The following is a 23,131-nucleotide window of genomic DNA, read 5'->3' as shown; positions in this document are numbered from 1 at the left end:
TGCCTGGATTATTCCGGCTCAGGCGGCAGGTCCAGAATTGAAGAGTATTTGGGATACAGGGCCCTAATGCAATCGGGACAAATGTCGTGCGTGAACTCCGCATGGGTATGCTTGATCAGGTAAGCTTCGATCGTGCTCCATACCTCGCTTTCGTCCTTAATTTTCTTGCACACCGCACAAATCGGCAGCAGCCCCCGGAGCGTGCGAATATGGGCCAAATCATGCTGCATTTGCATTTGCTGTCGTTTCAGCCGGGTGATGTCGGTGCAGGTGATCACGATGCCTTGGGGCGGGGCGGAGGGCTCTTCGGCATAAGGGGTGATTTCAGCGAGAAACCAGAGCTCTTCATCGCGGCTTGGACTCTTAAATTCAAACTCGAAGATCTTGAGGTCACCGCTTAAGATCCGCGAAAATTGCTCCAGCAGCTGGTGAACGTTAAAATAGGTAAAGCGATGCGGCTCATGCTGAAAAAAATGAAAGACATTAAATCCGGGGTGCTCCCAACAAGGAGCAACGCCCAAAATCGCGGCCCGGGTTATCCAGGTCCGATTGACGGAGACGATCGTCCCGTTCGGGTCTAAAATCGCCACGCTTTGATTCAAAGAATGGAAGGGGTCCTTCCAATGGGGATTCTCATTCACAGCGGGTGCGCTCCTGTCATGAAATAAGGGCAGTCTTTCCGACCTATTAAGTACTTGCCGGCCCTGTGTTAAGATATAGGCGTACTTTTACACAGGCAAGGGCCTTTCTTTAAACCAAAATACGCATGATACAGTATCGCAGTATTTCATTCTATTATATACGTATATACGTCACTACACAATGGCCAAATTACTTAAATGCGTCATTATAGTTTTTGAGGAAGGTTGGAGAAAAGTTGTCGATCTACGAGCGTATTGAACTGCTGATCAAGAATGCCGGAATGACGAAAAAGGCGTTTTGCCTCGAATTGGGGATCAGCACCGGAAACCTGGGGGACTGGAAGCGTGGCAAATCCACGCCGAGCACGAATAAGTTAATTGAAATCGCCGCTTTTTTTGATGTCAGCCTGGATTGGTTGATGACTGGGAGAGAGAAACAGCCCGGATTCGTGCAGGATCAACGAGCGGATTACGTCTCCACCGAGAAAGACTGGGGCTCATTTGTAAGCTCGCTTTCCGAGTCCGAGCGGGCTTTCGTTCGGGAATACATAGAGTTTATCCGCTATCGGAGGCTGAAGACGGGCAGAAGGGACAAATAATTCCACTTTACTTTTCATGACCGCAAAGATATAATAATCCATGTTCGTTTGAACGCTGTTTTACAATCGCGGTCGTGGTGGAATGGCAGACACGCTATCTTGAGGGGGTAGTGGGCGTACGCCCGTGGAGGTTCGAGTCCTCTCGACCGCATCCTAAATAGTAGTGAAGAGCTCCTGAATTGTCCTTATGGATGGTTCAGGAGCTTTTTGTAGGTTTGGAGGAAAATAAAAGGAACTCTACCTAGTTTAAAATACTCCACTGCAAGAGTTTAATTTTGTCCAGTGAAGCGGAAGGATTTTTCTAATACTATGAAAGCGTAAACAATTGCATTAGAATTAATTTTACACCTGAAGGATTTGCCTACTATTTTGATGAAACTCCGGGAGGTCTTTATGGACAAAATATTATACGGTGTCGCTTATTATGACGAATACATGCCTTACGATCGCCTGAACGAAGATATCCGCATGATGAAAGAGGCGGGGATTAACGTGGCTCGGATCGCCGAATCGACCTGGAGCACGCATGAGCCGCAAAACGGAGTATTTGATTTCACCTCGGTAGATCGCGTTCTTGATGCGATGCATCGGGCCGGAATCCATGTCATTGTCGGAACGCCCACTTACGCCGTACCGACCTGGATGGTCAAGGAGCATCCGGACGTGTTGGCAACGACGGCAAATGGACCCGGCAAATATGGGGCGCGTCAAATTATGGACATCACGAACCCGACTTATTTGTTTTATGCGGAGCGCATCATCCGCAAACTGATCTCCCGGGTTAGCGAACATCCGGCGGTGATCGGGTATCAAACCGATAATGAAACGAAGCATTATCATACCGCGGGTCCGAATGTCCAACTGTTGTTTGTCAAATACGTTAGGGACAAATTCAAAACGCTGGAGGAATTGAACAAGGCGTTCGGGCTCGACTATTGGAGCAACCGGATCAACAGTTGGGAGGACTTCCCGTCCGTCATCGGGACGATCAATGGCAGCCTGGGAGCGGAGTTTGCCAAATTCCAACGGAAACTGGTCGCCGATTTCCTGAACTGGCAAGTATCCATTGTTAACGAGTACAAGCGAGCGGATCAGTTTGTCACGCAAAATTTCGATTTTGAGTGGCGGGGGTATTCCTACGGCATTCAGCCGGATGTGGACCATTTCGAGGCTTCCCGTCCTTTCGATATCACGGGGGTGGACATTTATCATCCATCGCAAGACGATTTGACGGGCATTGAAATTTCCTTTGGCGGCGATGTGGCGCGATCCACCAAAGGGACGAATTATTTGGTGCTCGAGACGGAAGCGCAGGCTTTTCCCCATTGGACCCCGTACCCGGGGCAGTTAAGATTGCAGGCGTTCAGCCATCTGGCTTCGGGAGCCAATATGGTGGCCTATTGGCATTGGCACTCGATCCACAATTCCTTCGAAACCTATTGGAAAGGCTTGCTCAGCCATGACTTCGAACCCAACCCGGTTTATGAGGAGGCCCGAACGATCGGCCGGGACTTTACCCGTTTGTCCCCGCATTTGGTAAACCTGAAAAAGGAGAATAAAGTCGCCATTCTGGTCAGTAACGACTCGTTAACGGCGATGGAGTGGTTCAAATTTAATTTTTTCAGTGCGAAAAAGTACAATGATGTCGTTCGAATGATGTATGATGAGCTGTACCGGATGAACATTGAGTGCGATTTCGTGTCTCCCGCGACCACGAATTTTGAACGGTATGATCTGCTTATCGTTCCTGCGCTTTATACGGCTTCCGATGTACTTCTGGAAAGGTTAAACCGGTTTGTATATGAAGGTGGGCATATCGTTTATACTTTTAAGAGCGGATTTACGGATCAAAACGTCAAGGTCCGTTCCGAACGGCAACCGGGAATCATCGGCAAAGCCTGCGGCATTTCGTACAACATGTTCGTCGAGCCGAAACGGGTGACGTTAAAAGACGATCCGTTCCGGGTCGGTGAAGACCAAAACCAGGTGCACACGTGGATGGAGCTGCTCACCCCATCGACGGCGGAGGTGCTTGCCTATTATGATCATCCGCATTGGGGGAAGTATGCCGCGGTCACGCAAAACGGGTACGGCAAAGGGCGGGCCGTGTATATCGGTTGTATGACGAGCGAGGCGGTTATGGGCAAAATCCTGGAGCATGCCGTGAAGGAAGCGGGTTTATGGGGACCGGATCAAGAGATTCGCTTCCCGCTGATCACAAAATCCGGGGTTAACGGGCTGGGCAAAACGATCCGGTATTATTTTAACTATTCTGAAATGCCGGCTTCGTTAGACTATCGTTATCGTGAGGGGATTGAACTTCTTTCGGGCCAGCCGATAAGCTCGGGGCAACCCCTCCAGCTTGAGCCATGGGGCTTTACCATTATTGAAGAACAATAAGCTATAGAACGAGTTGCTATAAAATAGACGCCTCCCGCATCCGCGAGGCGTTTTCTACTATATATGCGGCATCACAGGGGGGGAGCGAATGTTTGGCAGGCTGCGGCAGAGGGTCATCGACCCGTTCAGAACGAGTATCCGCAATAAATTGATTTTGACGATGATTTTGATCGCGATCGTGCCCATTGTCGTCGTTACCGCACTGGCAGCGGAGAACAACAGCGCTTCGATGGAGAAGCAAGTGATCGGCACCAATCTCTCCAATATGAAATGGACGGGGATTTATTTGGGAGATCAGTTTGCCAGACTAAACAACTTGGTCTATTCGCTCCAGATCAGTCCGGGGTTGGCCAATTATCTAAATCGGCCCGAAGCGGAAACCCCGGCCAGCCAATTTGCCGCGCAGCAGAATGTTTTTAATTCGCTGAATAGCGTGTATTACAGCGGAGGAAATTACCTGGTCGGCGTCGTTATGTACCTGCATGAAACCGGGACGTTGTTTACGATCAATTCGATGCAAAGCGAAGTGGAAGAGATCAGCGGCATACCGCGCGATTACCGGGACTTACTGCGGGAGAACAAAGATTTTATCGTGGAGACGGATTCGTCGGACCCCGGCAAATTTCGCTTGATTCGCAGCATCAACCGCTTCGAAAACCAGGAAAAGCTGGGCTATATCTCCCTGGAGGTGCTCTGGTCCTATTTCGATCAAACGATCCGTTTGCTTGGCGAAGGAAAGGAGCAATCCGTGTTCGTTACGGACATGAGCGGCCGCATACTGTACGGCGATGGCGAAATCTCTCCGGATGTGACGGCGGAGCTGCAAGCTTCCAAGGGTGCCGGGCCGGGCCAATTCAGAACGGACCAGGAATTCGTTTTTTACAATACGGTGGATCCCGTCGACCTTAGATTGGTGAAGATAATCCCGGTCGCCACGATCAACGAAAGCGCCCGGGCGACGATGAACTATGGTTTGATCGTCGGGATGATCTCCACGATCGTATCCGCTTTAGTTGCTTTTTATTTTGCCTGGAAAACGACCAAACCGATCATCGGCTTGGCCCGGGCGATGCGGAAGCTCGATCTGACCAAGGAGCAGATGATTCCCCGAAGCAGGCGCAAAGATGAAATCGGGCTCCTGGAAGCCAATTTCGCCACCATGGCGCAGCGGATCAGGGACCACATTAATACCGAGTACCGGATTCGCCTGGAAAAGAAAACGGCGGAACTTAAAGCGCTACAATCGCAAATCAACCCGCATTTCTTGCAAAATACGCTGCAACTGATCGGGGGAATGACCTTCTCGCAAAAAACGGCGGAGAGCTACGGTATCATTCGTTCGCTTAGCGAAATGTTCCGTTATATTGTGCGGGATCCGGATACGCTAGCGACGCTTCGGGCAGAGCTTGAACATCTGAATCATTATATGAATATCCAGCAGCAGCGCTTCGGCAAACGGCTCCATTACGAGCTCAACATCGACGAAGATGTGCTTGACTGCCGAATCCCGAAACTGACGCTGCAGCCGATCGTCGAAAATGCGTTTGCTCACGGGCTGGATCATAAAATCGGAGAGTGGCGGCTGGAGGTAACGATCCGTCCCGATTCCGGGGGCGTACTGGTTCTAATCCGGGACAATGGGGCGGGCATGGAAACGGCGCAGCTTCATCGCCTGCGGTTGCAGCTAAACCGGGATCTGGAACAAGTATGGGCCAAGGGGACAAGCATCGGACTGATCAATGTAGCCTCCCGGATCCAAATGTATTTTGGGGCAGATTACAAAGTGAGTCTAGATAGTGAAGCGGGCAAAGGAACCAGCGTAGCTTTGCATCTTCCCGATCAAAAGGAGGGTTAAGGCATGTTCAAAGTATTGATAGTGGATGACGAAGAGTGGAACCGGGACATTATCAAAAATTTGGGCCGATGGGACGAACACCGTATGGAGGTCGTGGGGGAGGCAGAGGACGGTTTGGAAGCGATGCGGATGATCGAACGGCTTAATCCTGAGATCATCATTACCGACATGCGCATGCCGGGTGCCGACGGAGTAGAATTGATGCGGGAAATGAGCGACCGTTTTCCCTACAAGCAGATCATCGTGGTAAGCGGGTACGACGATTTTCACTACGCCAGGCAGGCGATTCGTTATAAGGCGGTCGACTATTTGCTGAAGCCGATCGACCCGCAGGAACTGAACGCGGTGTTGGCCAGATGTTGCGTAGCTCTTCGGCAACGCACGAGGCGGCAGGAAATCGACCTGGAGTTGTCTTCGAGATGGGCCGCTTACGAAAAGCGGTTGGGTTCTTACTTTAATGATCTGAATGGCGAGGGACTCCGGAAAGTATGCCGTGAACTGCAATCCGATACGGAGCTGGAAGCTGCCTTGAAGCCGGAAACGATCCGCTATCTGGTAAAAGATACTTTGCTGTACTTGAGAGAGCTCTGTGCGGCGAACGCGCTGGCTGGCGAGACGGAACGCTGGGCTGAACTTACGGATATGCCAAACTCCTTCCAGGAAGGGGTCCGTTTGATATCCGAGTGTTATGTGAACGCCCTGGAAGAACTGATCAAGCAGCGGAAATATAAAAATAAGCTGCATTTGGGGGAAGTCAAATCGTATCTTGATCATCATTACGCAGAACCGATCGGTCTGGAGCAGCTGGCCAAGCTGTTTTTCGTCAGCAAAGAGTATTTGAGCAAGGCGTTTAAGCAGGAATACGGCTTAACGGTCACGGATTATATCGTGGAATCGAGAATGAATAAGGCGATGGAATGGCTGAAATCGGACGAAGAAGTCGCCATCAAGAGGGTAGCCGAATTGATCGGATATGAGGACGTATCCTATTTTCACCGGGTGTTTAAAAGGCACTTCGGAATATCGCCGGGAGAGGCGAGAAAGGGAGCACAAGGTTTAAAAATATCCAATCGAAAAGTCTAATCCTGTCCAATGAAGCGCTTTCACAAATAAATTAGAATGAAAGCGTAAACAAAAACCAATGTTCTGGGGGGCAACTCATATGAAAATTTGGAAGGGTCTAGCAGGAATCGCATTAATCGCCTCTTTGCTTGCTGGCTGCGGAGCGGCTGGCGGAATTCAGGCGGGAAACAACGAATCGGCAGGGGGCGAAAGCTCCGGCGGGAAAACCGTCAATTTGAAAATGTTTATCGCTCAGCCTCGCTTGAAAGAACACTATGATAAGTACATCGATGCCTTCGTGGCCAAAGAAAAAGCGGAGAAAAATATCGATGTGTCGGTTCAACTGGAAATGCCGCCGGCGGACACCGCCCCGCAAATTTTAAAAACGAGACTGGCTTCCAACGACGCACCCGACGTATTCGCGATCCATGCGGTCAACGAAATCCCTCCATTTTATAAAGCCGGGTATCTGGAGGATTTGTCCGATCAACCGTTCGTCGGCAAGCTGCTGGAGAGCGTGAAGCCTTCGGTCATGACTGAAGACGGGAAAATTGTTGCGGTTCCGCTCGAGACACTGTCTTGGGGTTATTTGTACAACAAGCAGATTTTTGAGGAGCTGGGACTGACGCCCCCTACGACCCTGTCGGAAATGAAGACGGTCGTCGAAAAGCTGAAACAAAACAACATCACCCCGTTTATTTTGTCCGACAAAGAGGCCTGGATTCCGCAGTTATTCCTGCCGCTTTTCGTAGGTCAATTGGTCAATACGGAAAATCAGGATTTCATTGAGCGGATGAACCAGGATCAAGGTTCCTTCACCGAAATGAAAGGGATGTTCGACATTATCGATTTGGTTTACGCGAACGGTACCAAAAACGGTCTCGAGGTAGGCGGTGACGATGGTGCGGCGATGTTTGCGCAGGGGAAGGCGGCGATGTGGGTACAGGGCCCCTGGTACGCGGAGACGATTTTGAAATCCAATCCCGACCTGCGTTTTGGCGTAGCGGCTTTGCCGATCAACGATAATCCCGACGCTACGATGATCAACTTGAGTACGTCCACCTCGCTGGCCGTATCCAAGACGAGCAAAAATAAGGAAGTGGCCCTTGATTTCGTAAACTACGTGCTGGACGACAAGGATTCCAGCGCATTCTTCCAGGCGCTGAAGTTTAATCCGCTCGCCACGGTACACGACTACAGCAGCTATCCTTGGGTTGACGATGCGATGGTTTATGTAAAAGAGGGCAAATCCTATCAAGATCCACGGATTCCGCCAGCGGTAAAAGACGAATCCGGCAAAGCGCTGCAATCCTATATCGCCGGGCAAATCTCGCAGGACGATGTGCTCAAGGCACTCGACAAAGCGTGGAAATCGTTTAACAAGGTCAACAAGTAACCCGGCTGTCCTTGAGGAAGGAACGAGAAGTTCCTTCCTTCTCAATTCATAGACAAACGAAAGGGGGAGGAAGAACATGCCGTCATCCAGGCTCTTTAAGAAGTATATCTCTTTGCTGGCGTTCACAGCCCCGGCACTCGTTATTTATACCATCTTTCTGCTCATCCCGACATTCGGCGGAATGTATTACACGTTTACGGACTGGAACGGTTTGAACCAGAATTACAGCTTCATCGGATTTGCCAATCTCGTCGAAGCGCTTACGGAGGACCCGGATTTCATTAATGCGTTATTATTTACGCTGAAATATGTCGCATTCATGGTTGTGTTGCAAAATGTAATCGCCTTGCTCCTTGCCGTGCTCATCGAGACGCGGACCCGGAGCAAAGGATTTTTTCGCACGATATTCTTTATGCCGAATATGATCAGTTTAATTATCAGTTCCTTTATGTGGACCTTTGTTTTTTCGCAAGTGATTCCGCAGCTCGCCGAAAAAGCGGCGATCACTTTTCTTGACCAATCCTGGCTGGGCAATCCGAAATTTTCTTTTTACTCCATCCTGATCGTGTCGCTGTGGAACGGGGTCGGGTATATGATGATTATTTATTTGGCGGCTCTGCAAGGCGTGCCTCAGAGTTTGAAGGAAGCGGCCATTATCGATGGAGCCAATTCGTTCCAAACGTTAAGAAGCGTGATCCTTCCGATGATTACGCATGCCGTGACCATTTGCTTCTTCCTGACGCTGAACGGCGCATTCAAAGTGTTTGACGTAGTTTACGGACTTACCGGCGGCGGACCGGGACGAAGCACGCAGGTAATTACAATGAACATCTATGAAGAGGCGTTCTCCAATAACTTTCGCTACGGATACGCCAGCGCGAAGTCGCTCATTCTTTTTGCCATCGTATTAATCGTTACCCTAATCCAAATGAACGTCATGAAGAGAAAAGAGGTGGAAGCATGAGAATGAAGAGAATCCATTCGCTCTTGATCGGGTTGATTTTGTCCGTAGGCGCCCTGTTCACCTGTTTCCCCATTTATATGGCGGTCGTCAATTCGTTTAAGACGCAAGCGGAAATGTTCGAATCGTTCGTCGCCCTGCCAACGAAACTGCACTTTGAAAACTACTCACAAGCGTTTGAGAAAATCAATCTCCTGAACAGTTCTCTGAACTCGGTGATTGTTTCCGTGATCGGGATCGGGGGAATTGTCTTCTGTTCCGCTTTGGCGGGCTATAAGTTGTCCCGAACCCGGGGCAAATTAAGCAATTTCATTTTTCTGCTGTTTGTCGCCTCGATGCTCGTGCCCTTTCATTCGATCATGATTCCGCTCACCCGGATGGCCAAAACCATGCAAGTACAGGGCAGCACTTACGGACTGGCGCTGATCTATATCGGACTTGGCGTCAATATGGCCATTTTTCTGTATCACGGTTTCGTCAAGTCGATCCCGCGGGAGCTGGAAGAGTCCGGACAGATCGACGGCTGCAATGAATTCCAGACCTTTTTCCGAATCATTTTGCCGCTGCTGCTGCCCATCACCGTAACGATCGCGATTCTCGACTTTCTGTGGATTTGGAACGACTTCCTGCTGCCGTTGATGATGCTGACAGACGTAGACAACTATACGTTGATTCTGTCCACCAACATGTTGTTCGGGGAGTATAACAAGGAGTGGTCGCTGATTCTGGCTTCGCTGGTACTCACGGCGATTCCGGTGGTGATGATTTACGCGTTTTTCCAAAAGTTCATTATGGAAGGAATTGCCGAAGGGGCCGTGAAAGGTTGAGCAGTCGCATAAATCATGTGTAAGGAGGGAGTTCATGTTACAACCGAAACGATGGATATCGAGCACAAGGGGGCGGCCATGGGAAAAGAAAGGTCTGCCTCATTTATTGACAAACGGGGGAACGGCGGAGTTGACGCTGACGGATGCCGTTTATCAAAACGTGGAAGGGTTTGGGGGATGTTTTAATGAACTCGGGGTTGTGGCGTTAAATCTGCTTCCTGAGGAGGAACGAAAGCGGGTATTGTTCAACTTGTTTCATCCGGACGGGGAACAGAAATTCAGCATTTGCCGGATTCCGATCGGAGCCAGCGACTATGCCCTGGAGTGGTACAGCCACAATGAAACGGATGGAGACTACGCGATGGAGCATTTCTCCATCGAACGGGATCGGAAATACCTGATTCCTTATATCAAGGAAGCCTTGGCGTTGAATCCCGAACTCAAACTGTTCGCCTCACCTTGGAGCCCGCCGACTTGGATGAAGTTCCCGAAAGCTTATAATTACGGAACACTGCGCTGGGAGCATGAAATTCTGGAAGCCTACGCCCTTTATTTCGTGAAGTTCGTGCAGGCCTACCGGGAAGAGGGAATCACGGTCCACCAGATCCATGTCCAGAACGAGATAGTGGCTGATCAGAAGTTTCCCTCCTGCGTTTGGACCGGCGAGCAGCTTCGAGAATTTATCCGCGATTATTTGGGACCGGCCTTTGAACGGCATGGACTTGATACGGAAATCTGGCTGGGCACAATCAATGCGCCGGAACCGTGGGACGAATGGCTGAAGAAGAAAGTCACCGACCACGACGCTTATGCACATACGGTGTTAAGCGATCCTGAAGCTTATAAATACATTAAGGGCGTAGGTTATCAGTGGGCCGGAAAATGGGCGATCCAGCGTACCGTCCTGAGCTATCCGGAACTGCGGTACATGCAAACCGAGAACGAATGCGGCGACGGCACGAACACTTGGGAATATGCCCAATACGTATTTAATTTGTTCCAGCACTATTTCACAAACCGGGTGAACGCGTACATTTATTGGAACATGGTGCTTGAGTCGAAGGGGCGAAGCACGTGGGGCTGGGAGCAGAACTCGATGGTCACGGTCGATAAGGAACAACACAGGGCGGTATTCAATCCCGAGTATTACGTAATGAAACATTTCTCGCATTTCGTGACGCCGGGCTCAAAGCGGATCGGCCAGCAAGGGCACTGGTTCGGCAACGCGGTCAGCTACGTGACACCAAACGGCGAGCGCGTCGTGGTGATGGCGAATCCGTTCAAGGAGACAAGAACCGTGCGGATTTCGGACGGAACGGGAATGTACGGCTTCGAACTGGAGCCCGAGTCTTTTAACACGATGTTATTTGATCCCGGCAGGCCCAATGAATGAGGACGGCTCATCGGGTGTAGGCATCCGCTATCGGATATTTGCCGATGTTTGGGGTATGGGGCGGTGAAAAGATGCACATTCTAACAGACATCTTGCACAAAGTGCGCCAGATCAGGCCAGTTGGGCGGGTTTTCAAGTTGACATGCCGATCAAAATTAATTAATATGTCTAAGTACTAAAAGAGCTGCGCTCTGGAATGAAATTTGATAATACGGGTGATAACATGTCCTACAGACCGAATGTTGTAAATGTAACCAAGGCCGGCAGCAACAAAAATGACGGATTGTATGAGTTTATCGTTAACATGGCCGATGGTACGGCGTGCCGCGTGTTTTACCACCGTAATCCCGAATGGCGGTTAACCAACGTCAGCAGGCTGCAAAAGACACCTTGTCCGGTCTGCCGGAAAGACTTCATTTGCCAATGCATGGAGAAATTTTCGGGTGAAATCAACCGTCAGATGGTAGAAGGGCAATGGCTCGACAAGCTCGCTTCCGAGTAATACGCATTCGCCAGCTGGCGACAGCAAGCACGGGATCTCCTCCCGTGCTTTTTTCTTAAGATTCGTATAAGGTCTTTCTTATAGATGAAGAAATGGTGTCCAACCCACGGGGGGAGGGGCTGAAACATGCCAGGCAAACCGGATCCAAGGAATGAACACGTCATCTTGTTCGACGGCGTCTGCCATTTATGCCAAGGGGCGGTCAAATTTATCATTAAGCGGGACCCGGTCGGGCGGTTCCGCTTTGCCTCCCTGCAGTCGCAGGCCGGCAGCCGTCTGCTGCAAACTGCCGGGTCTCAGGAGGAGTCGCTGGACAGCGTCGTTTTGATCGAACAGGGCCATTATTATACCCGATCGGCGGCGGCTTTACGTATTGCGAGAGGACTGCGTTATCCCTGGCCGCTGCTGTATGCCTTCATCCTCGTACCGCGGGGACTCCGGGACGCGGTGTATCGATACGTCGCCAAGCATCGTTACCGGTGGTTCGGCAAGGACGAGACCTGCCTGGTTCCGACCCGGGAGCTGAAGGAGCGGTTTCTGGAGGAGGGATAGCAGCGGGGAGTTTCTATCTACTCCCCAGCGTTCTCCCGGCTTTTGATCGCCTCCTGCTCGCGGAAGGCGGAAGGAGTCAAGCCATATTTTTTCTTGAACAGTGTGGAGAAGTAAGTGATATTGTACATGCCTACCGACTCACTGATTTTGGCTGCCGTCTCATGAGTGGAGGCCAGCAAATCCTTGGCTTTCTCCAACCGGGTGTGATTCAGGTATTCGCTGAACGATTGCCGGGTTGCACTTTTGAACAGTTTTCCCAGATAGCTCGGCGACAGGCCGGCGATGTTGGACACCATCTCCAGAGATAAGTTCGGCTCGGCATAATGCTCCTGAATGTAATTCTGCACCTTCTCAATGATTACATTGTGCTTCTGGGCGTTCATCCAGAGATTCTTCTCTTCGATTAAAGCGCAGATATTGAAACAATATCGATGGAAAATGTCCTGGATTTCTGTTAGGTGTTCAGCGGATTCAATATCGGTCACCGCGCCCAGATATTCGTTGAAATTGGAATCCGGCACATGCTGCAAATACTCAAAGTGTTTAAGCAAAGACAACATGAGCTGGATGCTGTAGGTGATCACCTGGTTGATGGAGCCGTTTGAGATTTGTTCGACGAATTGACCGATGGCCTCCCGGATCGGCTCCGGCTTGCCGGACTGCACCGCATCGATCAGCTTCTTCTCGTAGGCGCTCGGATAGCTCAAGCCCGTCATCATGTGGGGCCGCGTCACTACGGCATCCAGAATCGATTCCTTCCCGTAGATCAGCCGATATTTAACATATTGCTGCGCCGAAGTATAGGACGCAGGGATATGCTTCCTGCCATAGCTGATATCCCCTACGCCGATGGATACCGTCACCTTGAAGTAACGGTTCAGGAAGCTCTGAATGTTGCGCAAGGCGGGTTTGAGCTCCTCCGGCGTTTGGTTTATCTCGCATTGCAGAATCACGACGCCCTCGTTCTCCTCCGTAATCAGGTAATCGCATGCCCCGATAGGCTCCAGCATCTCTTTCGCAATATTCCCCAGAGCGAAGCGCAGCAGCGGTTGCTGTGCCGCCTCCATTCCCTCTCTCGCCGGCTCCAGCTCGTTGACCTTGAAGACCAGCACGCAAAAGTAGGGTCCGGCCACGTTCTCATCGATATCCCGAATCAATTCGCTTGGAACCGAATATTCCAGCGGATGGCCGCGGAGCAAGGAATGCAGATAATGCTCGCGGATCGTTCGGGAAGAGCGATTGAGCACGAATTGCATGGTTTTCTCCCTTTCCTCCAACGAATGGAAGACTTCGGCCATCATTTTATATTCATCGATGAACAGCGAACCGGAGGATGGAGAACCCGTGTCCGGCATGATCTTCTCAAACAACGTCGATAGCGGCCTGTAAATGCTCCGGGTCAAGAATATCGAGACCAGCAGTCCTGCCAGCACGATCCCGGCCGTCACAAGCAGCGTAATGTTGCGAAGCCGATCGATGTTGGAGATCAGCCCGGAATAAGGGGAAACGCTTACAAAATACCAGTCCATGGCCTCCGATTTCACATAAGTGACCAGGTGCTTTTTATTCTGAATCGTTGCGGTGAAGCTGCTCTCCTGCTTGTCCTGATTCAAAATTTGCTGCACATACCGCTCCCCGGACAAATCTTCCAGGAACAAGCTGGAATCGGTGTGGGAGAGCACCTTGCCCTCATTGTTGATAACAAAAACGTTATTGGCGGCATCCGCTTTGCTGATCTTGCGGATCGTCGTCAGAATCGACTGCTCTTCTACATTGATATAGATGAGCGGGTTGTCGGAAGTCCGAAAGGAGAAGCCCGGGTACAGCAGAAAGGTTAGGAGCTGCAGCGGCGCTTCGTTGTTGCGGCCGGCAACGGTCAGACTGCGCGGATAAAACTCCATGTACCGCTCGGAGCCGAGCGCGTTGAGCGACGGGTCGAACGGAAGGTTGGCCGTATCGACGGTTGTCCCCGTAGAAGGCCGGTAGATTCCAACGCTGTATATATAAGGATACACACTTGCGATCTGGGACATCTGTCGAAAGATCAGATAATTATTGGTCTTATCCTCCGTCGTACCGTTCAGAAAGGAACTGATTTCCGGCTGGATGAGCAGCGCGTTGCCGATGGTCATGACCTGGTTATAGACCACGTCCGAAGCGTAAGTGACTTGGGACAACATGGCTTTGGAATTGCGGTCGATCTCCTTGACGGCGCTTCTGGAGAAGAGATAGAAGAGGACGCCGGACAGCAGGCTCACGGTTAGAAGTAAGAGCAGGAAATATGAGACGGTAAGTTTCTGAAATGCCTTGTATCGTGCAAGCCGATTCATGGTGGTCCGCATTGAAGAATTCCTCCCATTTGCTGCGAATGTAACCTCTTCACTATAGAGCATATTCGGGTGAAAAGGTACTCCTTCGCGTAAAAATGAAAGCGAGTTCGTTTATTTGGAAGCCCTGTGCTGCATTGTGGAAGGGTTCTCCGGATTTTAAAATAGACGCCGCCCGGAGCTCCGACTAATCTGGAAACATAGCTTCGGCTGCCGGTGAACAGCGGCGGAAGCGGCGGAGGAGATATCGAGCAGAAGCATACCAAATGGGAGGAACGAAAATTGGAAAAGAAACGGCGACGGGGGTTTGGCATACTGTCCGACATTCGCAGAAACGGTACATCCTATTTGCTGGTTCTGCCTGCAATGGCATACGTGTTTATTTTCGGGTATTTGACGTATCCGTATATGCTCATTGCTTTCCAGCGGTTCAATTATACGAAGGGGATCTTCCGTAGCGAATGGGTTGGATTAGAGAACTTTGAATTCTTCTTTCGGTCGAACAAGGCGTTTACGGTCACCTTTAACACGATCTTTCTGAATTTGCTCTTTATCGTTTTCGGCACGCTGACCGCGCTGGCGATTTCCCTGATCCTGAACGAGCTGCGCAAGAAGCTGTTCGTCAAGATCAGCCAATCGATGATGCTGTTTCCGAACTTCATATCCTGGATCGTGATTAGTTATGTGCTGTACGCGTTTTTTTCAATGGATATGGGGATTGTGAATCAAATGCTGAACCAGTTCGGCGTTGCTTCGGTCAACTGGTATACCGAACCGCAGACATGGCCGGCGATTCTTACCGTGATGCATGTATGGAAGGGAGCCGGGATGAGCGCCGTTATTTATTTGGCTACGATTACCGGGATTGATGAGACGTTATATGAAGCGGCCGGGATTGACGGGGCCAATCGGTGGCAGATGTGCATGCGCATTACGATTCCGCTGATGATGCCTACGGTGGTCATCCTGACGCTGCTCTCGGTCGGTAAAATCATGTACGGCGACTTCGGGATGATCTACGCCTTGATCGGCGACAACGGCACTTTGTATTCGACTACGGATATCATCGATACGTACGTCTTCCGCTCTTTGCGCCAGATCGGCAACCCTTCGGAAGCGATGGCCGTCGGCCTGTTCCAGTCCATCGTCGGGTTTATCCTCGTCTTCGGCACAAATACCATTACCCGGAAATTTTTCAAAGACGGCGCGTTGTATTAACCATTCGGTTCAGGCTGCCGCTTACCGCAGGAAACCTTTAGGAGGAATAGAAATGAAGGCGTTTTCGATCAGCAAGGCGATAATGTATGCTTTGATTGCGATTTATTCGGCGCTGTGCTTGCTGCCGATGCTGCTGGTGCTGATGATCTCGATCACGGATGAAGATGCCCTCTTGAAGAATGGCTACAGCCTTTTTCCGGAGAAGTTCTCCCTGTATGCCTATAAGCTGATCTTTACGGGCGGCTCTCAGGTGATACGGAGCTACGGCATTTCCATCTTCGTCACGATCGTCGGCACGGCGCTGGCGATTCTGATTACTGCCATGGCCGGCTACACGCTGGCGAACAAAAATGTGAAATACCGCAACTGGCTGGCGCTCTATTTCTTTATCACCATGATTTTCTCCGCCGGGATTGTGCCCTGGTATCTGATGAATCGGTCGCTAGGATTGACCAACAACATCCTCGCTCTGATCATTCCGTCACTGCTGTTCAGCCCGTTCAACCTCTTCCTGGTGCGCAATTTCATGAATGGGGTTCCGGATTCGCTGCGAGAGTCGGCGACCCTGGACGGGGCCAACGATATTACGATCGCTTACCGGATCTATCTTCCGTTATGCAAGCCGGTCCTGGCGACGATCGCGCTCTTCTACGGACTGGACTACTGGAACAACTGGTGGAATGCGATCATGTTGATCGATAACAAGGAATTGTACCCGCTGCAATTTATGCTCCTGCAACTGCAGTCGGAGATCAGCATGCTGAACGAGATGACAATGCTGGCCGGAACAAGCGAAATGACGCTTCCTTCGGAGTCGGTTAAGATGGCAACGGCGATCGTGACGATCGGGCCGATTGTATTCCTCTATCCGTATTTGCAGAAATACTTCGTGAAAGGCCTGGTTATCGGTTCAGTCAAAGGCTGATCCTCCCCTGCGGGGTTAACATAGATACAGCAGCATTGTAGGAGGTCACATTCTAACTTAAGGAGGTCAAAATGATGATGAGAAAGTATTTCGCATTTGTATTCGCCGCGGTGCTTGCCCTTTCAGTATTGGCGGGCTGCGGCGGGGGTTCCGGATCGGCCGAGAAGGAAGGCTCGTCTTCAGGGTCGAAGTCAGAGAATGGCGGCAAGTCTGGCGAAACGGTCAAAATCAAATATTTGGTTCCCGGTACGGAGCCGAAGGACTACAAGGAAGTGTTCCAGAAAGTCAATGAGAAGTTGGCTGCGGACGGAGTAGGCGTAGAAGTGGAAAAGGTCTATATTCCATGGGATGCGTGGGATCAGAAGTTGAACCTGATGCTGTCTACAGGCGAGGATTTCGACCTGTTTCACGTCATGCAGGACCGCACGCCGTTCTCGAGTTATTACAGCCGCGGCGCGTTGGCGGATATCACGGAGGCGATCGATAAGTATGGACCCAACTTGAAGAGGTATATTCCGGAAGATATTTTCGACGGCGCAAAAATCGACGGCAGCTATTATGTCGTTCCAACGTATTGGGTTGAAATGGCGAGTGAAGGCGAGTTCAATATTCGCCGCGACATTCTCAGAGAGAATCAACTCGTAGAACCGACCACACCGGCAGAATTGATCAGCGCTTGGGAGGTGGTCATGAAGAATTGGAAGGGAAGCAACAAGCCTTATCTGGGCACCCGGGCGGACTTCGACCCGATTTCCCTGCATACCTCTATCCTGCATCGGTCATATGACACTTTCCCGTTCACCGTGAAGGACAAATTCTTCTATGTGAATCAAAACGGCGAGATCAAGTCCTGGATTGAAACCGAAGAGTTCAAGAAAGACGCGGCGTTCATGCGCGAACTGTACACGAAGGGAATTACCAATCCCGATATCCTGATCATGAAGCAGGAGCAGGTGGATGCGCAACTGGACAGCGGGGAATGGTTTGTGCGTCTCGGGACCGGCGGAAGCCTTAACGGACTCAAGAAGTACAATCCGGAAGCTACCGTGGAAGATATCGGCGTCGTTTGGTTTAACCCGGAGAAAGAATACCTGCGTCCGCTTGCCTTCAAGAACGGAAATGCCGTTCCGGTGAACAGCAAGCATCCGGAAGCGGCCGTCAAATTCATGGATTGGATGCTGGCAAGCCAGGAGAACTATGATCTGGTCCAATACGGCATCGAGGGCAAGCACTACACCAAGGACGGCGAGAAGGGCTTTAAGCCGATCAAAGATCCGAATAACAATAACAATCCGGGGTATAGAGGATCCGATTCGCAAAACGGCAACGTCAACTTCATGCGCTTTGACTTGGAGAGCAGCATTCCCGAGAACAACCAGGTCCTGTTTGAGCCGAATCCGGATGCGATCAACAGTGTCGCGGCGAACTTTACTTTTGACCCGACAAATGTAAGAACCGAATACACCAATATTTTATCGGAAGCTTCGGCCAGTATCACTCCGATCTATATGGGGGTTCAGGAATACGATAAAGCCTTCCCGGCCGCGCTCGAAAAAATGAAAAAAGCCGGTTTGGATCAAGTCGTCGCGGAATACAAGAAGCAATTCCAGGAATATCAGGCGTCTCTGAAATAAGCGAATCGAAACCCAAAGGAAGGTGTGGAGAACCTTGACCCTGAAACAGCGAAGAATGGAATTTGAAGCGGCAAAAACGATCTATGAAAGCGCAACTCTGAAATTTCACGGCGTGAACGGTTTTGATGTCTACAATATTTCGATTCCTTTCAAACGGGACGGGAAGCGGTATTTGTTCGGGCGCGTAGAGCGCCGCGAGGAATGGGCCCGCTCTTGGGTTCGCCTGTTCGAGGAAACGGGACAGGACGAATGGACGTTGGTGAAAGACAGCATGATCTATACGCTGGAAGACCCTTACATCAGCGAAATCGGTGACGAGCTTGTCATGGGCGGAACTCATGTGCAATATCAGAGCGGAAAATACAGCACGTTTTTCGGCTATTTCTTCCGGGGCACCGATCTTCATGATTTGTACTACTTCACTACCGGCCCCGACAAAATGAAGGATATTCGCCTTGTTCCGTTGGCGGACGGCAGGATTGGCGTCTTCTCGCGTCCGCGCAACGCCGAGATGAGGGGCAAATTCGGGAGCGAATCCATGATCGGCTTTACGATCATTGACCAGCTGGAAGAGTTGACGGCGGAGGTTATCGGGAACGCCCCGTACATTCACGGCATCTTCGGGGAAGGCGAGTGGGGGGGCGTGAACCAGGCCTATCTGCTCGACAGCGGTAAAATCGGCATCATCGGCCACATTTGCTACCCGGATCGGGATGAGCGCGGAGGGGAAGTGAAGGTGTATCTGAACATGGCCTTCGTCTTCGATCCGACAACCCGAGAATCCACTAACCTTCATCTGATCGGAAGCCGCTCCTGCTATCCGCCGGGACCTGCCAAAGCGCCGCAATTGATCGACTGCGTCTTCTCTTCGGGCATTGTGATGCGCCCGGACGGCAAGGCCGATCTCTACAGCGGTATCGGCGATTGTCAGGCAGGCCGCATCACGATTGACGATCCGTTCGCAGGATACGGACGCCTGGTTTAGAGGGGAATCGCAATGTAATGACCGTACCCTCGCATCATGACGATGACGCACCAAGACTACTAAGCCTATGCTTCCGAGGCGAGTTTGGCTCGAAGCTGCTGCCTGGAGCAACGCGCACAACACTTTTAGGAGGATGCTAATCGATGAACACCACAAATAGGCCTATGATTGGAGCGCTGGCGTCCAGCCCGATCATTCGCCGCCATCCGGCCAATCCCGTACTGGACGCGGCTCGCGTGCCGTATCCTACCGCGCTCGTCTTCAACGCGGGCGTCGCCAAGTTCGGCGGCCGGTATTGTATGGTATTCCGCAACGACTACGGTTCGCTGGAGAAGCAGACGATCGAGCCGAGTCATACGACGGATCTCGGCATCGCCTTCAGCGACGACGGCATTCACTGGACGGCGGGGCCGAAGCCGATCTTCAAGCTGCAAGACGAAGAGATCGTACGCGCTTACGATCCGCGTCTGACGGTTATCGACGGCCGCTGCTACATGTGCTTCGCCGTAGATACGCGCCACGGGATCCGGGGAGGCATCGCGGTCACGGACGATTTGGAGTCCTTCGAAATCTTGAGCTTGTCGACGCCGGACTTACGAAATATGGTACTGTTCCCGGAGCGCATCGGCGGCAACTTCGTCCGGCTGGAACGGCCGTTCACCGTCTACAGCCGCGGCGGAGTCGACCGGTTCGACACCTGGATCTCGGAGTCGCCGGATCTAATCTATTGGGGCCGCTCTGATCTGCTGCTTGCGGTGGAGCAGGTGCCGTTCGCCAATGACAAGATCGGGCCGGCCGCACCTCCCGTGAAGACGAGCAAAGGCTGGCTCACCACGTTCCATGCGGTGGACATCGATCCGGCCAGAGGGAAGAACGGCTGGGAGCCGTCCTGGAAGAAGCGGTATACGGCCGGTATTATGCTGCTGGATCTCGACAACCCGAGGAAGATCCTCGGCATGAGCGCATCGCCGCTGCTTGCGCCGGAAGCACCCTATGAAACGGACGGCGGCTTCCGTAATGACGTTATTTTCCCCGGCGGCATGGTGCTGGAGGAGGACGGGGAAGTGAAAATTTATTACGGTGCCGCCGACACGGTGGAATGCTTGGCTACCGCTCATGTGGACGATCTGATCAAGCTTTGTTTGGAGGGGTGACGGCAACGGTGAGGGCAACGGCATATTCTATTCGATTTTTCGAATACAATTCGTTGCTAACGATGCCTAGGTGCGAATTCTATTCGGTTTTTCGTACAGATTTCAAGCCTTCCCCTTCCGGAGCAGCAAATCAGCATGAAATTTCATATATATTCCGCTGAAATCGCCGATAACGGCATATTCTATTCGATTTTTCGTATTCATTTTTCACTTGTTCTTTTCGGCAGTCTGAATTTGGGATAGCGAGCGAGCTTTCTCGTTGCCGATATTCCGCTGTCTGCGAAACAGGGCTAGATCAGCCGATTATTGGTGAAGATCATGACGTTTCCGAAACTACTAAAGAAGATCCAATTGAGTAGGGCCTCATCGCTACATGCGGTGAGGTTTTTTTCATATATTTTCTGTTACAACGGATGCCCATGCTTTCCGGTATCTGCTTGGAGAACCGGTTGTTTTCAAGGTTTTGAGTAATTTTGACAAACATTCGAATGGGTATAATTTACTATTTAACATAACTGTCCTTTTCTTTCCAATATATCATTCCGATAACACTTATAAGACATAAGATATAGAAATAGGATCTTTGTCTCATGAAGATGGGAGGTATTACGAAGGAATGGGTGAACATGGCAAGAGAAAAAAACCGCGAAGCTGGAAGAGAGCAGGGTTGCTCTGGGCGGCGATTTGCCTCGCGGGAAGCTTCGGCGGATCTGCCGCGGCCCCGGCTAAAGCTGCGGGAGAAAGTTTGACCGCACCGGGTGCAGTAAGCCGGTCGGATTCCAGCGTGTCCGGGGGAACCGTCGTCTGGTTGAATACGGCGGCGGACGGAGAGAGGCAGATTTACGCCCGCGACGAATCGACCGGTGAGATCAAGGCGCTCACCACCCGGAATACGGCGAAGGATGTGCCTTATATCAACGGGACGACGATCGTTTGGGCGGATAAAGGGGAGCAAGACCCGTCGTCCGCCAATTGGGACATTTACAGCTACGACCTGACCACGGGGGTTGAACGGAAACTGAACAACAAGGCCGGGGAATATGCCCATCCTTCCGTAAGCGGGAATGGCGTCGTTTGGGCGGATAACCAGAAATACGGCCGGATGATTTATCATGATACCGCCACCGGGGCTGAAGCCTCGCTCGGCGAAGGGCGCTATCCGGTGCTGACCCAAGGACGGGTCGTGTATCAAAATGCCCGTGACGGCGGACTCAGCATGATTGAGCTGAGCAGCGGCGTGAAGCGTCCCCTGGTCAGTCTGGGAGGAGGCCATTACGTCGATTGGTTTGTGACGAACGGCGAGTACGTGCTTTTTAAACAAAAGAACAGTCAACTCGAAAGCAAGTATGGGATGGTTTCCCTTCAGAACCGGATGTCCGATCCGCAGGATCTGACAGGGATGAGCGCCAAGGCCGAAGAATATGCCTTTATGTCGGTGGGAGATACGCAGGCGGTCTTCATGATGAACGAAGGCGGACAGGCGGTGTTGAAGGGGGTAGACCTGGCAACGGCCAAAGTATACCCGCTGGGTGAAGCCGGATCCGGCAAAACATACATAGGTTTGAGCGGCGACCGCCTTTTCTACACGGGGACGGATGGTTCGCTGGGTTCACTGGACTTAAGCAAAAATAACACCGGACCGGTGACGGGCGGGGGATCATCACCGGGTTCGGGTTCAACCGGATCCCACTCCGGTGCGCAGAACGACGGAAATAAGGCCGCGCTAGCTTCCGCCAAATTCGTCGTGGGAGCCGAAGGCGGGACGTTCAGTCTCAAGGATGGCCGGGTCAAGCTGGAAGTGGGCCCGGGGACTTTTGCCAAAGAGACGGAAGTGACGGTGTCCGAGATGGACAAAGACAAAGCGGGCTATCCGTTGAAAGACGAGAAAGGACGCGCGCTGGAAGCGGCCGGAGCGGTATGGAACATTCAGGCCGCCGCCGAATTCGGCAAAAAAGCGCAGCTTACCCTGGCTTATGAAGATGAGACTTATTGGACGAACCACCGCGAGAAGCTGGGCATTTACCGGTACGATGATTCGCTCGGGTATTGGACTTATGTTGGCGGGAGTACCGGCGAACTCAATGGACGTTACGTCCGTACCCCGATCGGCCTGTCCGGTACGTATGCCGTTCTTCTGCGGAAAGTGAGCTTCAATGACGTGAACGCCGGCCATTGGGCCGTGAAGGAAGTCGAAGTGCTGGCCTCCCGCGGCATCGTGGACGGTACGGGCGCAGATACTTATGCGCCTAAGGACATGTTGACCCGCGCCCAGTTCAGCAAGATGCTGGCCGGCGCGCTTGGCATCCCGCCGATCACCCCGGCGCAGCCGACTTTCCGGGACGTCGCTTCCGGCAAATGGAGCTACGGCTGGGTGGAAGCCGCCGTCGCCGCAGGCATAGTGGAAGGCGATCAAGGGCTGTTCCGGCCGGAAGACGCGCTCAGCCGGGAACAAATGATGGCGATGCTGGTTCGTGCAGCCCAAGACCGCCTTGGAGAAAGCCAGGCTCAAGGCCAAGGACTGGACCGGTTTAAGGATCGTGAGAGCATCAGCGCATGGGCCTTGCCGCTCGTGGAGCAAGCGGTATCGTTGCGGCTCGTGGAGGGCAGCGGCGACGCCATAAACGCCCGCGCCACCACCACGAGAGCGGAGGCCGCCGTGGTCATCTATAGATTGCTTGAGCGGTTCGGACAATTGTAATT

At 51.7% G+C, this 23,131-nt stretch carries 18 protein-coding genes and 1 tRNA gene; 17 read left to right on the top strand and 2 right to left on the bottom strand.

Annotation, left to right across the window (positions count from 1 at the left end):
* Positions 1–8: 8 nt before the first annotated feature.
* Positions 9–641, bottom strand: a complete 633-nt coding sequence (locus BN3795_RS22815; protein ID WP_068786970.1) for a PAS domain-containing protein — start codon at positions 639–641, stop codon at positions 9–11.
* Between the two features lie 281 nt (positions 642–922).
* Here BN3795_RS22815 and BN3795_RS22810 point away from each other — a divergent pair, with 281 nt between their 5' ends.
* The 11 genes from BN3795_RS22810 to BN3795_RS22760 all read left to right on the top strand — a co-directional run bounded on the left by BN3795_RS22810 (position 923) and on the right by BN3795_RS22760 (position 12,188).
* Positions 923–1,240 carry a helix-turn-helix domain-containing protein gene (locus BN3795_RS22810; protein WP_068787040.1) on the top strand — a complete coding sequence of 106 codons (318 nt, stop codon included), beginning with the start codon at positions 923–925 and terminating at the stop codon, positions 1,238–1,240.
* Positions 1,241–1,308: 68 nt separating this feature from the next.
* Positions 1,309–1,391 (top strand) — tRNA-Leu (locus BN3795_RS22805).
* Positions 1,392–1,633: 242 nt separating this feature from the next.
* Positions 1,634–3,640 (top strand): beta-galactosidase, encoded by a 2,007-nt coding sequence (locus BN3795_RS22800; protein ID WP_068786969.1) that lies wholly within the window; start codon positions 1,634–1,636, stop codon positions 3,638–3,640.
* 88 nt (positions 3,641–3,728) lie between these two features.
* Positions 3,729–5,495, top strand: coding sequence for a sensor histidine kinase (locus BN3795_RS22795; protein ID WP_068786968.1), 1,767 nt, complete (start codon positions 3,729–3,731; stop codon positions 5,493–5,495).
* A gap of 3 nt (positions 5,496–5,498) precedes the next feature.
* Positions 5,499–6,578, top strand: a complete 1,080-nt coding sequence (locus BN3795_RS22790) for a response regulator transcription factor (RefSeq protein ID WP_068786967.1) — start codon at positions 5,499–5,501, stop codon at positions 6,576–6,578.
* A 79-nt stretch (positions 6,579–6,657) separates the two neighbouring features.
* Positions 6,658–7,953 carry an ABC transporter substrate-binding protein gene (locus tag BN3795_RS22785; protein ID WP_068786966.1) on the top strand — a complete coding sequence of 432 codons (1,296 nt, stop codon included), beginning with the start codon at positions 6,658–6,660 and terminating at the stop codon, positions 7,951–7,953.
* 76 nt (positions 7,954–8,029) lie between these two features.
* Positions 8,030–8,917, top strand: a complete 888-nt coding sequence (locus tag BN3795_RS22780; RefSeq protein WP_068786965.1) for a carbohydrate ABC transporter permease — start codon at positions 8,030–8,032, stop codon at positions 8,915–8,917.
* On the top strand, positions 8,914–9,741 hold the full coding sequence (locus BN3795_RS22775) for a carbohydrate ABC transporter permease (RefSeq protein WP_068786964.1): 828 nt from the start codon (positions 8,914–8,916) through the stop codon (positions 9,739–9,741). Before BN3795_RS22780 ends, BN3795_RS22775 begins: the two co-directional genes overlap by 4 nt.
* Positions 9,742–9,775: 34 nt before the next feature.
* Positions 9,776–11,134 (top strand): glycoside hydrolase family 30 protein, encoded by a 1,359-nt coding sequence (locus tag BN3795_RS22770; RefSeq protein WP_068786963.1) that lies wholly within the window; start codon positions 9,776–9,778, stop codon positions 11,132–11,134.
* A gap of 223 nt (positions 11,135–11,357) precedes the next feature.
* Entirely contained in the window at positions 11,358–11,636 is a 279-nt protein-coding gene (locus BN3795_RS22765) for a hypothetical protein (protein WP_068787039.1), read from the top strand.
* 126 nt (positions 11,637–11,762) lie between these two features.
* Positions 11,763–12,188 (top strand): thiol-disulfide oxidoreductase DCC family protein, encoded by a 426-nt coding sequence (locus tag BN3795_RS22760; RefSeq protein WP_068786962.1) that lies wholly within the window; start codon positions 11,763–11,765, stop codon positions 12,186–12,188.
* Between the two features lie 17 nt (positions 12,189–12,205).
* On the opposite strand, the gene BN3795_RS22755 is transcribed toward BN3795_RS22760, so the two are convergent.
* Complete coding sequence (locus BN3795_RS22755; RefSeq protein WP_068786961.1) at positions 12,206–14,530, bottom strand: helix-turn-helix domain-containing protein; 2,325 nt, start codon at positions 14,528–14,530, stop codon at positions 12,206–12,208.
* 267 nt (positions 14,531–14,797) lie between these two features.
* On the opposite strand from BN3795_RS22755, the gene BN3795_RS22750 reads away from it, so the two are divergent.
* From BN3795_RS22750 to BN3795_RS22725, 6 genes are all read left to right on the top strand, one after another.
* Complete coding sequence (locus tag BN3795_RS22750) at positions 14,798–15,733, top strand: ABC transporter permease (protein WP_068787038.1); 936 nt, start codon at positions 14,798–14,800, stop codon at positions 15,731–15,733.
* 52 nt (positions 15,734–15,785) lie between these two features.
* The gene (locus BN3795_RS22745) at positions 15,786–16,658 is read left to right on the top strand and encodes a carbohydrate ABC transporter permease (protein WP_068786960.1); all 873 of its coding nucleotides are present in this window, start codon (positions 15,786–15,788) and stop codon (positions 16,656–16,658) included.
* A 74-nt stretch (positions 16,659–16,732) separates the two neighbouring features.
* Positions 16,733–18,292, top strand: coding sequence for an extracellular solute-binding protein (locus tag BN3795_RS22740; RefSeq protein WP_068786959.1), 1,560 nt, complete (start codon positions 16,733–16,735; stop codon positions 18,290–18,292).
* A 34-nt stretch (positions 18,293–18,326) separates the two neighbouring features.
* Positions 18,327–19,277 (top strand): MTP-1 family protein, encoded by a 951-nt coding sequence (locus BN3795_RS22735; RefSeq protein ID WP_068786958.1) that lies wholly within the window; start codon positions 18,327–18,329, stop codon positions 19,275–19,277.
* Positions 19,278–19,420: 143 nt separating this feature from the next.
* Positions 19,421–20,431, top strand: a complete 1,011-nt coding sequence (locus BN3795_RS22730; RefSeq protein WP_068786957.1) for a glycoside hydrolase family 130 protein — start codon at positions 19,421–19,423, stop codon at positions 20,429–20,431.
* A gap of 616 nt (positions 20,432–21,047) precedes the next feature.
* On the top strand, positions 21,048–23,129 hold the full coding sequence (locus BN3795_RS22725) for an S-layer homology domain-containing protein (protein ID WP_068786956.1): 2,082 nt from the start codon (positions 21,048–21,050) through the stop codon (positions 23,127–23,129).
* Positions 23,130–23,131 lie beyond the last annotated feature (2 nt).

The sequence above is a fragment of the Paenibacillus phocaeensis genome, assembly GCF_900021165.1.
In the GTDB taxonomy this organism is placed as follows: Bacteria; Bacillota; Bacilli; order Paenibacillales; family Paenibacillaceae; genus Fontibacillus; species Fontibacillus phocaensis.
The sequence above is the reverse complement of the archived record's forward strand: the minus strand, read 5'-3'. Positions and strand labels throughout refer to the sequence as shown.

Coding starts and splice junctions, on each gene's coding strand:
- BN3795_RS22810 (WP_068787040.1), top strand. CDS start 923: ATGACGAAAAAGGCGTTTTGCCTCGAATTGGGGATCAGCACCGGAAAC.
- BN3795_RS22800 (WP_068786969.1), top strand. CDS start 1,634: ATGGACAAAATATTATACGGTGTCGCTTATTATGACGAATACATGCCT.
- BN3795_RS22795 (WP_068786968.1), top strand. CDS start 3,729: ATGTTTGGCAGGCTGCGGCAGAGGGTCATCGACCCGTTCAGAACGAGT.
- BN3795_RS22790 (WP_068786967.1), top strand. CDS start 5,499: ATGTTCAAAGTATTGATAGTGGATGACGAAGAGTGGAACCGGGACATT.
- BN3795_RS22785 (WP_068786966.1), top strand. CDS start 6,658: ATGAAAATTTGGAAGGGTCTAGCAGGAATCGCATTAATCGCCTCTTTG.
- BN3795_RS22780 (WP_068786965.1), top strand. CDS start 8,030: ATGCCGTCATCCAGGCTCTTTAAGAAGTATATCTCTTTGCTGGCGTTC.
- BN3795_RS22775 (WP_068786964.1), top strand. CDS start 8,914: ATGAGAATGAAGAGAATCCATTCGCTCTTGATCGGGTTGATTTTGTCC.
- BN3795_RS22770 (WP_068786963.1), top strand. CDS start 9,776: ATGTTACAACCGAAACGATGGATATCGAGCACAAGGGGGCGGCCATGG.
- BN3795_RS22765 (WP_068787039.1), top strand. CDS start 11,358: ATGTCCTACAGACCGAATGTTGTAAATGTAACCAAGGCCGGCAGCAAC.
- BN3795_RS22760 (WP_068786962.1), top strand. CDS start 11,763: ATGCCAGGCAAACCGGATCCAAGGAATGAACACGTCATCTTGTTCGAC.
- BN3795_RS22755 (WP_068786961.1), bottom strand. CDS start 14,530: ATGCGGACCACCATGAATCGGCTTGCACGATACAAGGCATTTCAGAAA.
- BN3795_RS22745 (WP_068786960.1), top strand. CDS start 15,786: ATGAAGGCGTTTTCGATCAGCAAGGCGATAATGTATGCTTTGATTGCG.
- BN3795_RS22740 (WP_068786959.1), top strand. CDS start 16,733: ATGATGAGAAAGTATTTCGCATTTGTATTCGCCGCGGTGCTTGCCCTT.
- BN3795_RS22730 (WP_068786957.1), top strand. CDS start 19,421: ATGAACACCACAAATAGGCCTATGATTGGAGCGCTGGCGTCCAGCCCG.
- BN3795_RS22725 (WP_068786956.1), top strand. CDS start 21,048: ATGGGTGAACATGGCAAGAGAAAAAAACCGCGAAGCTGGAAGAGAGCA.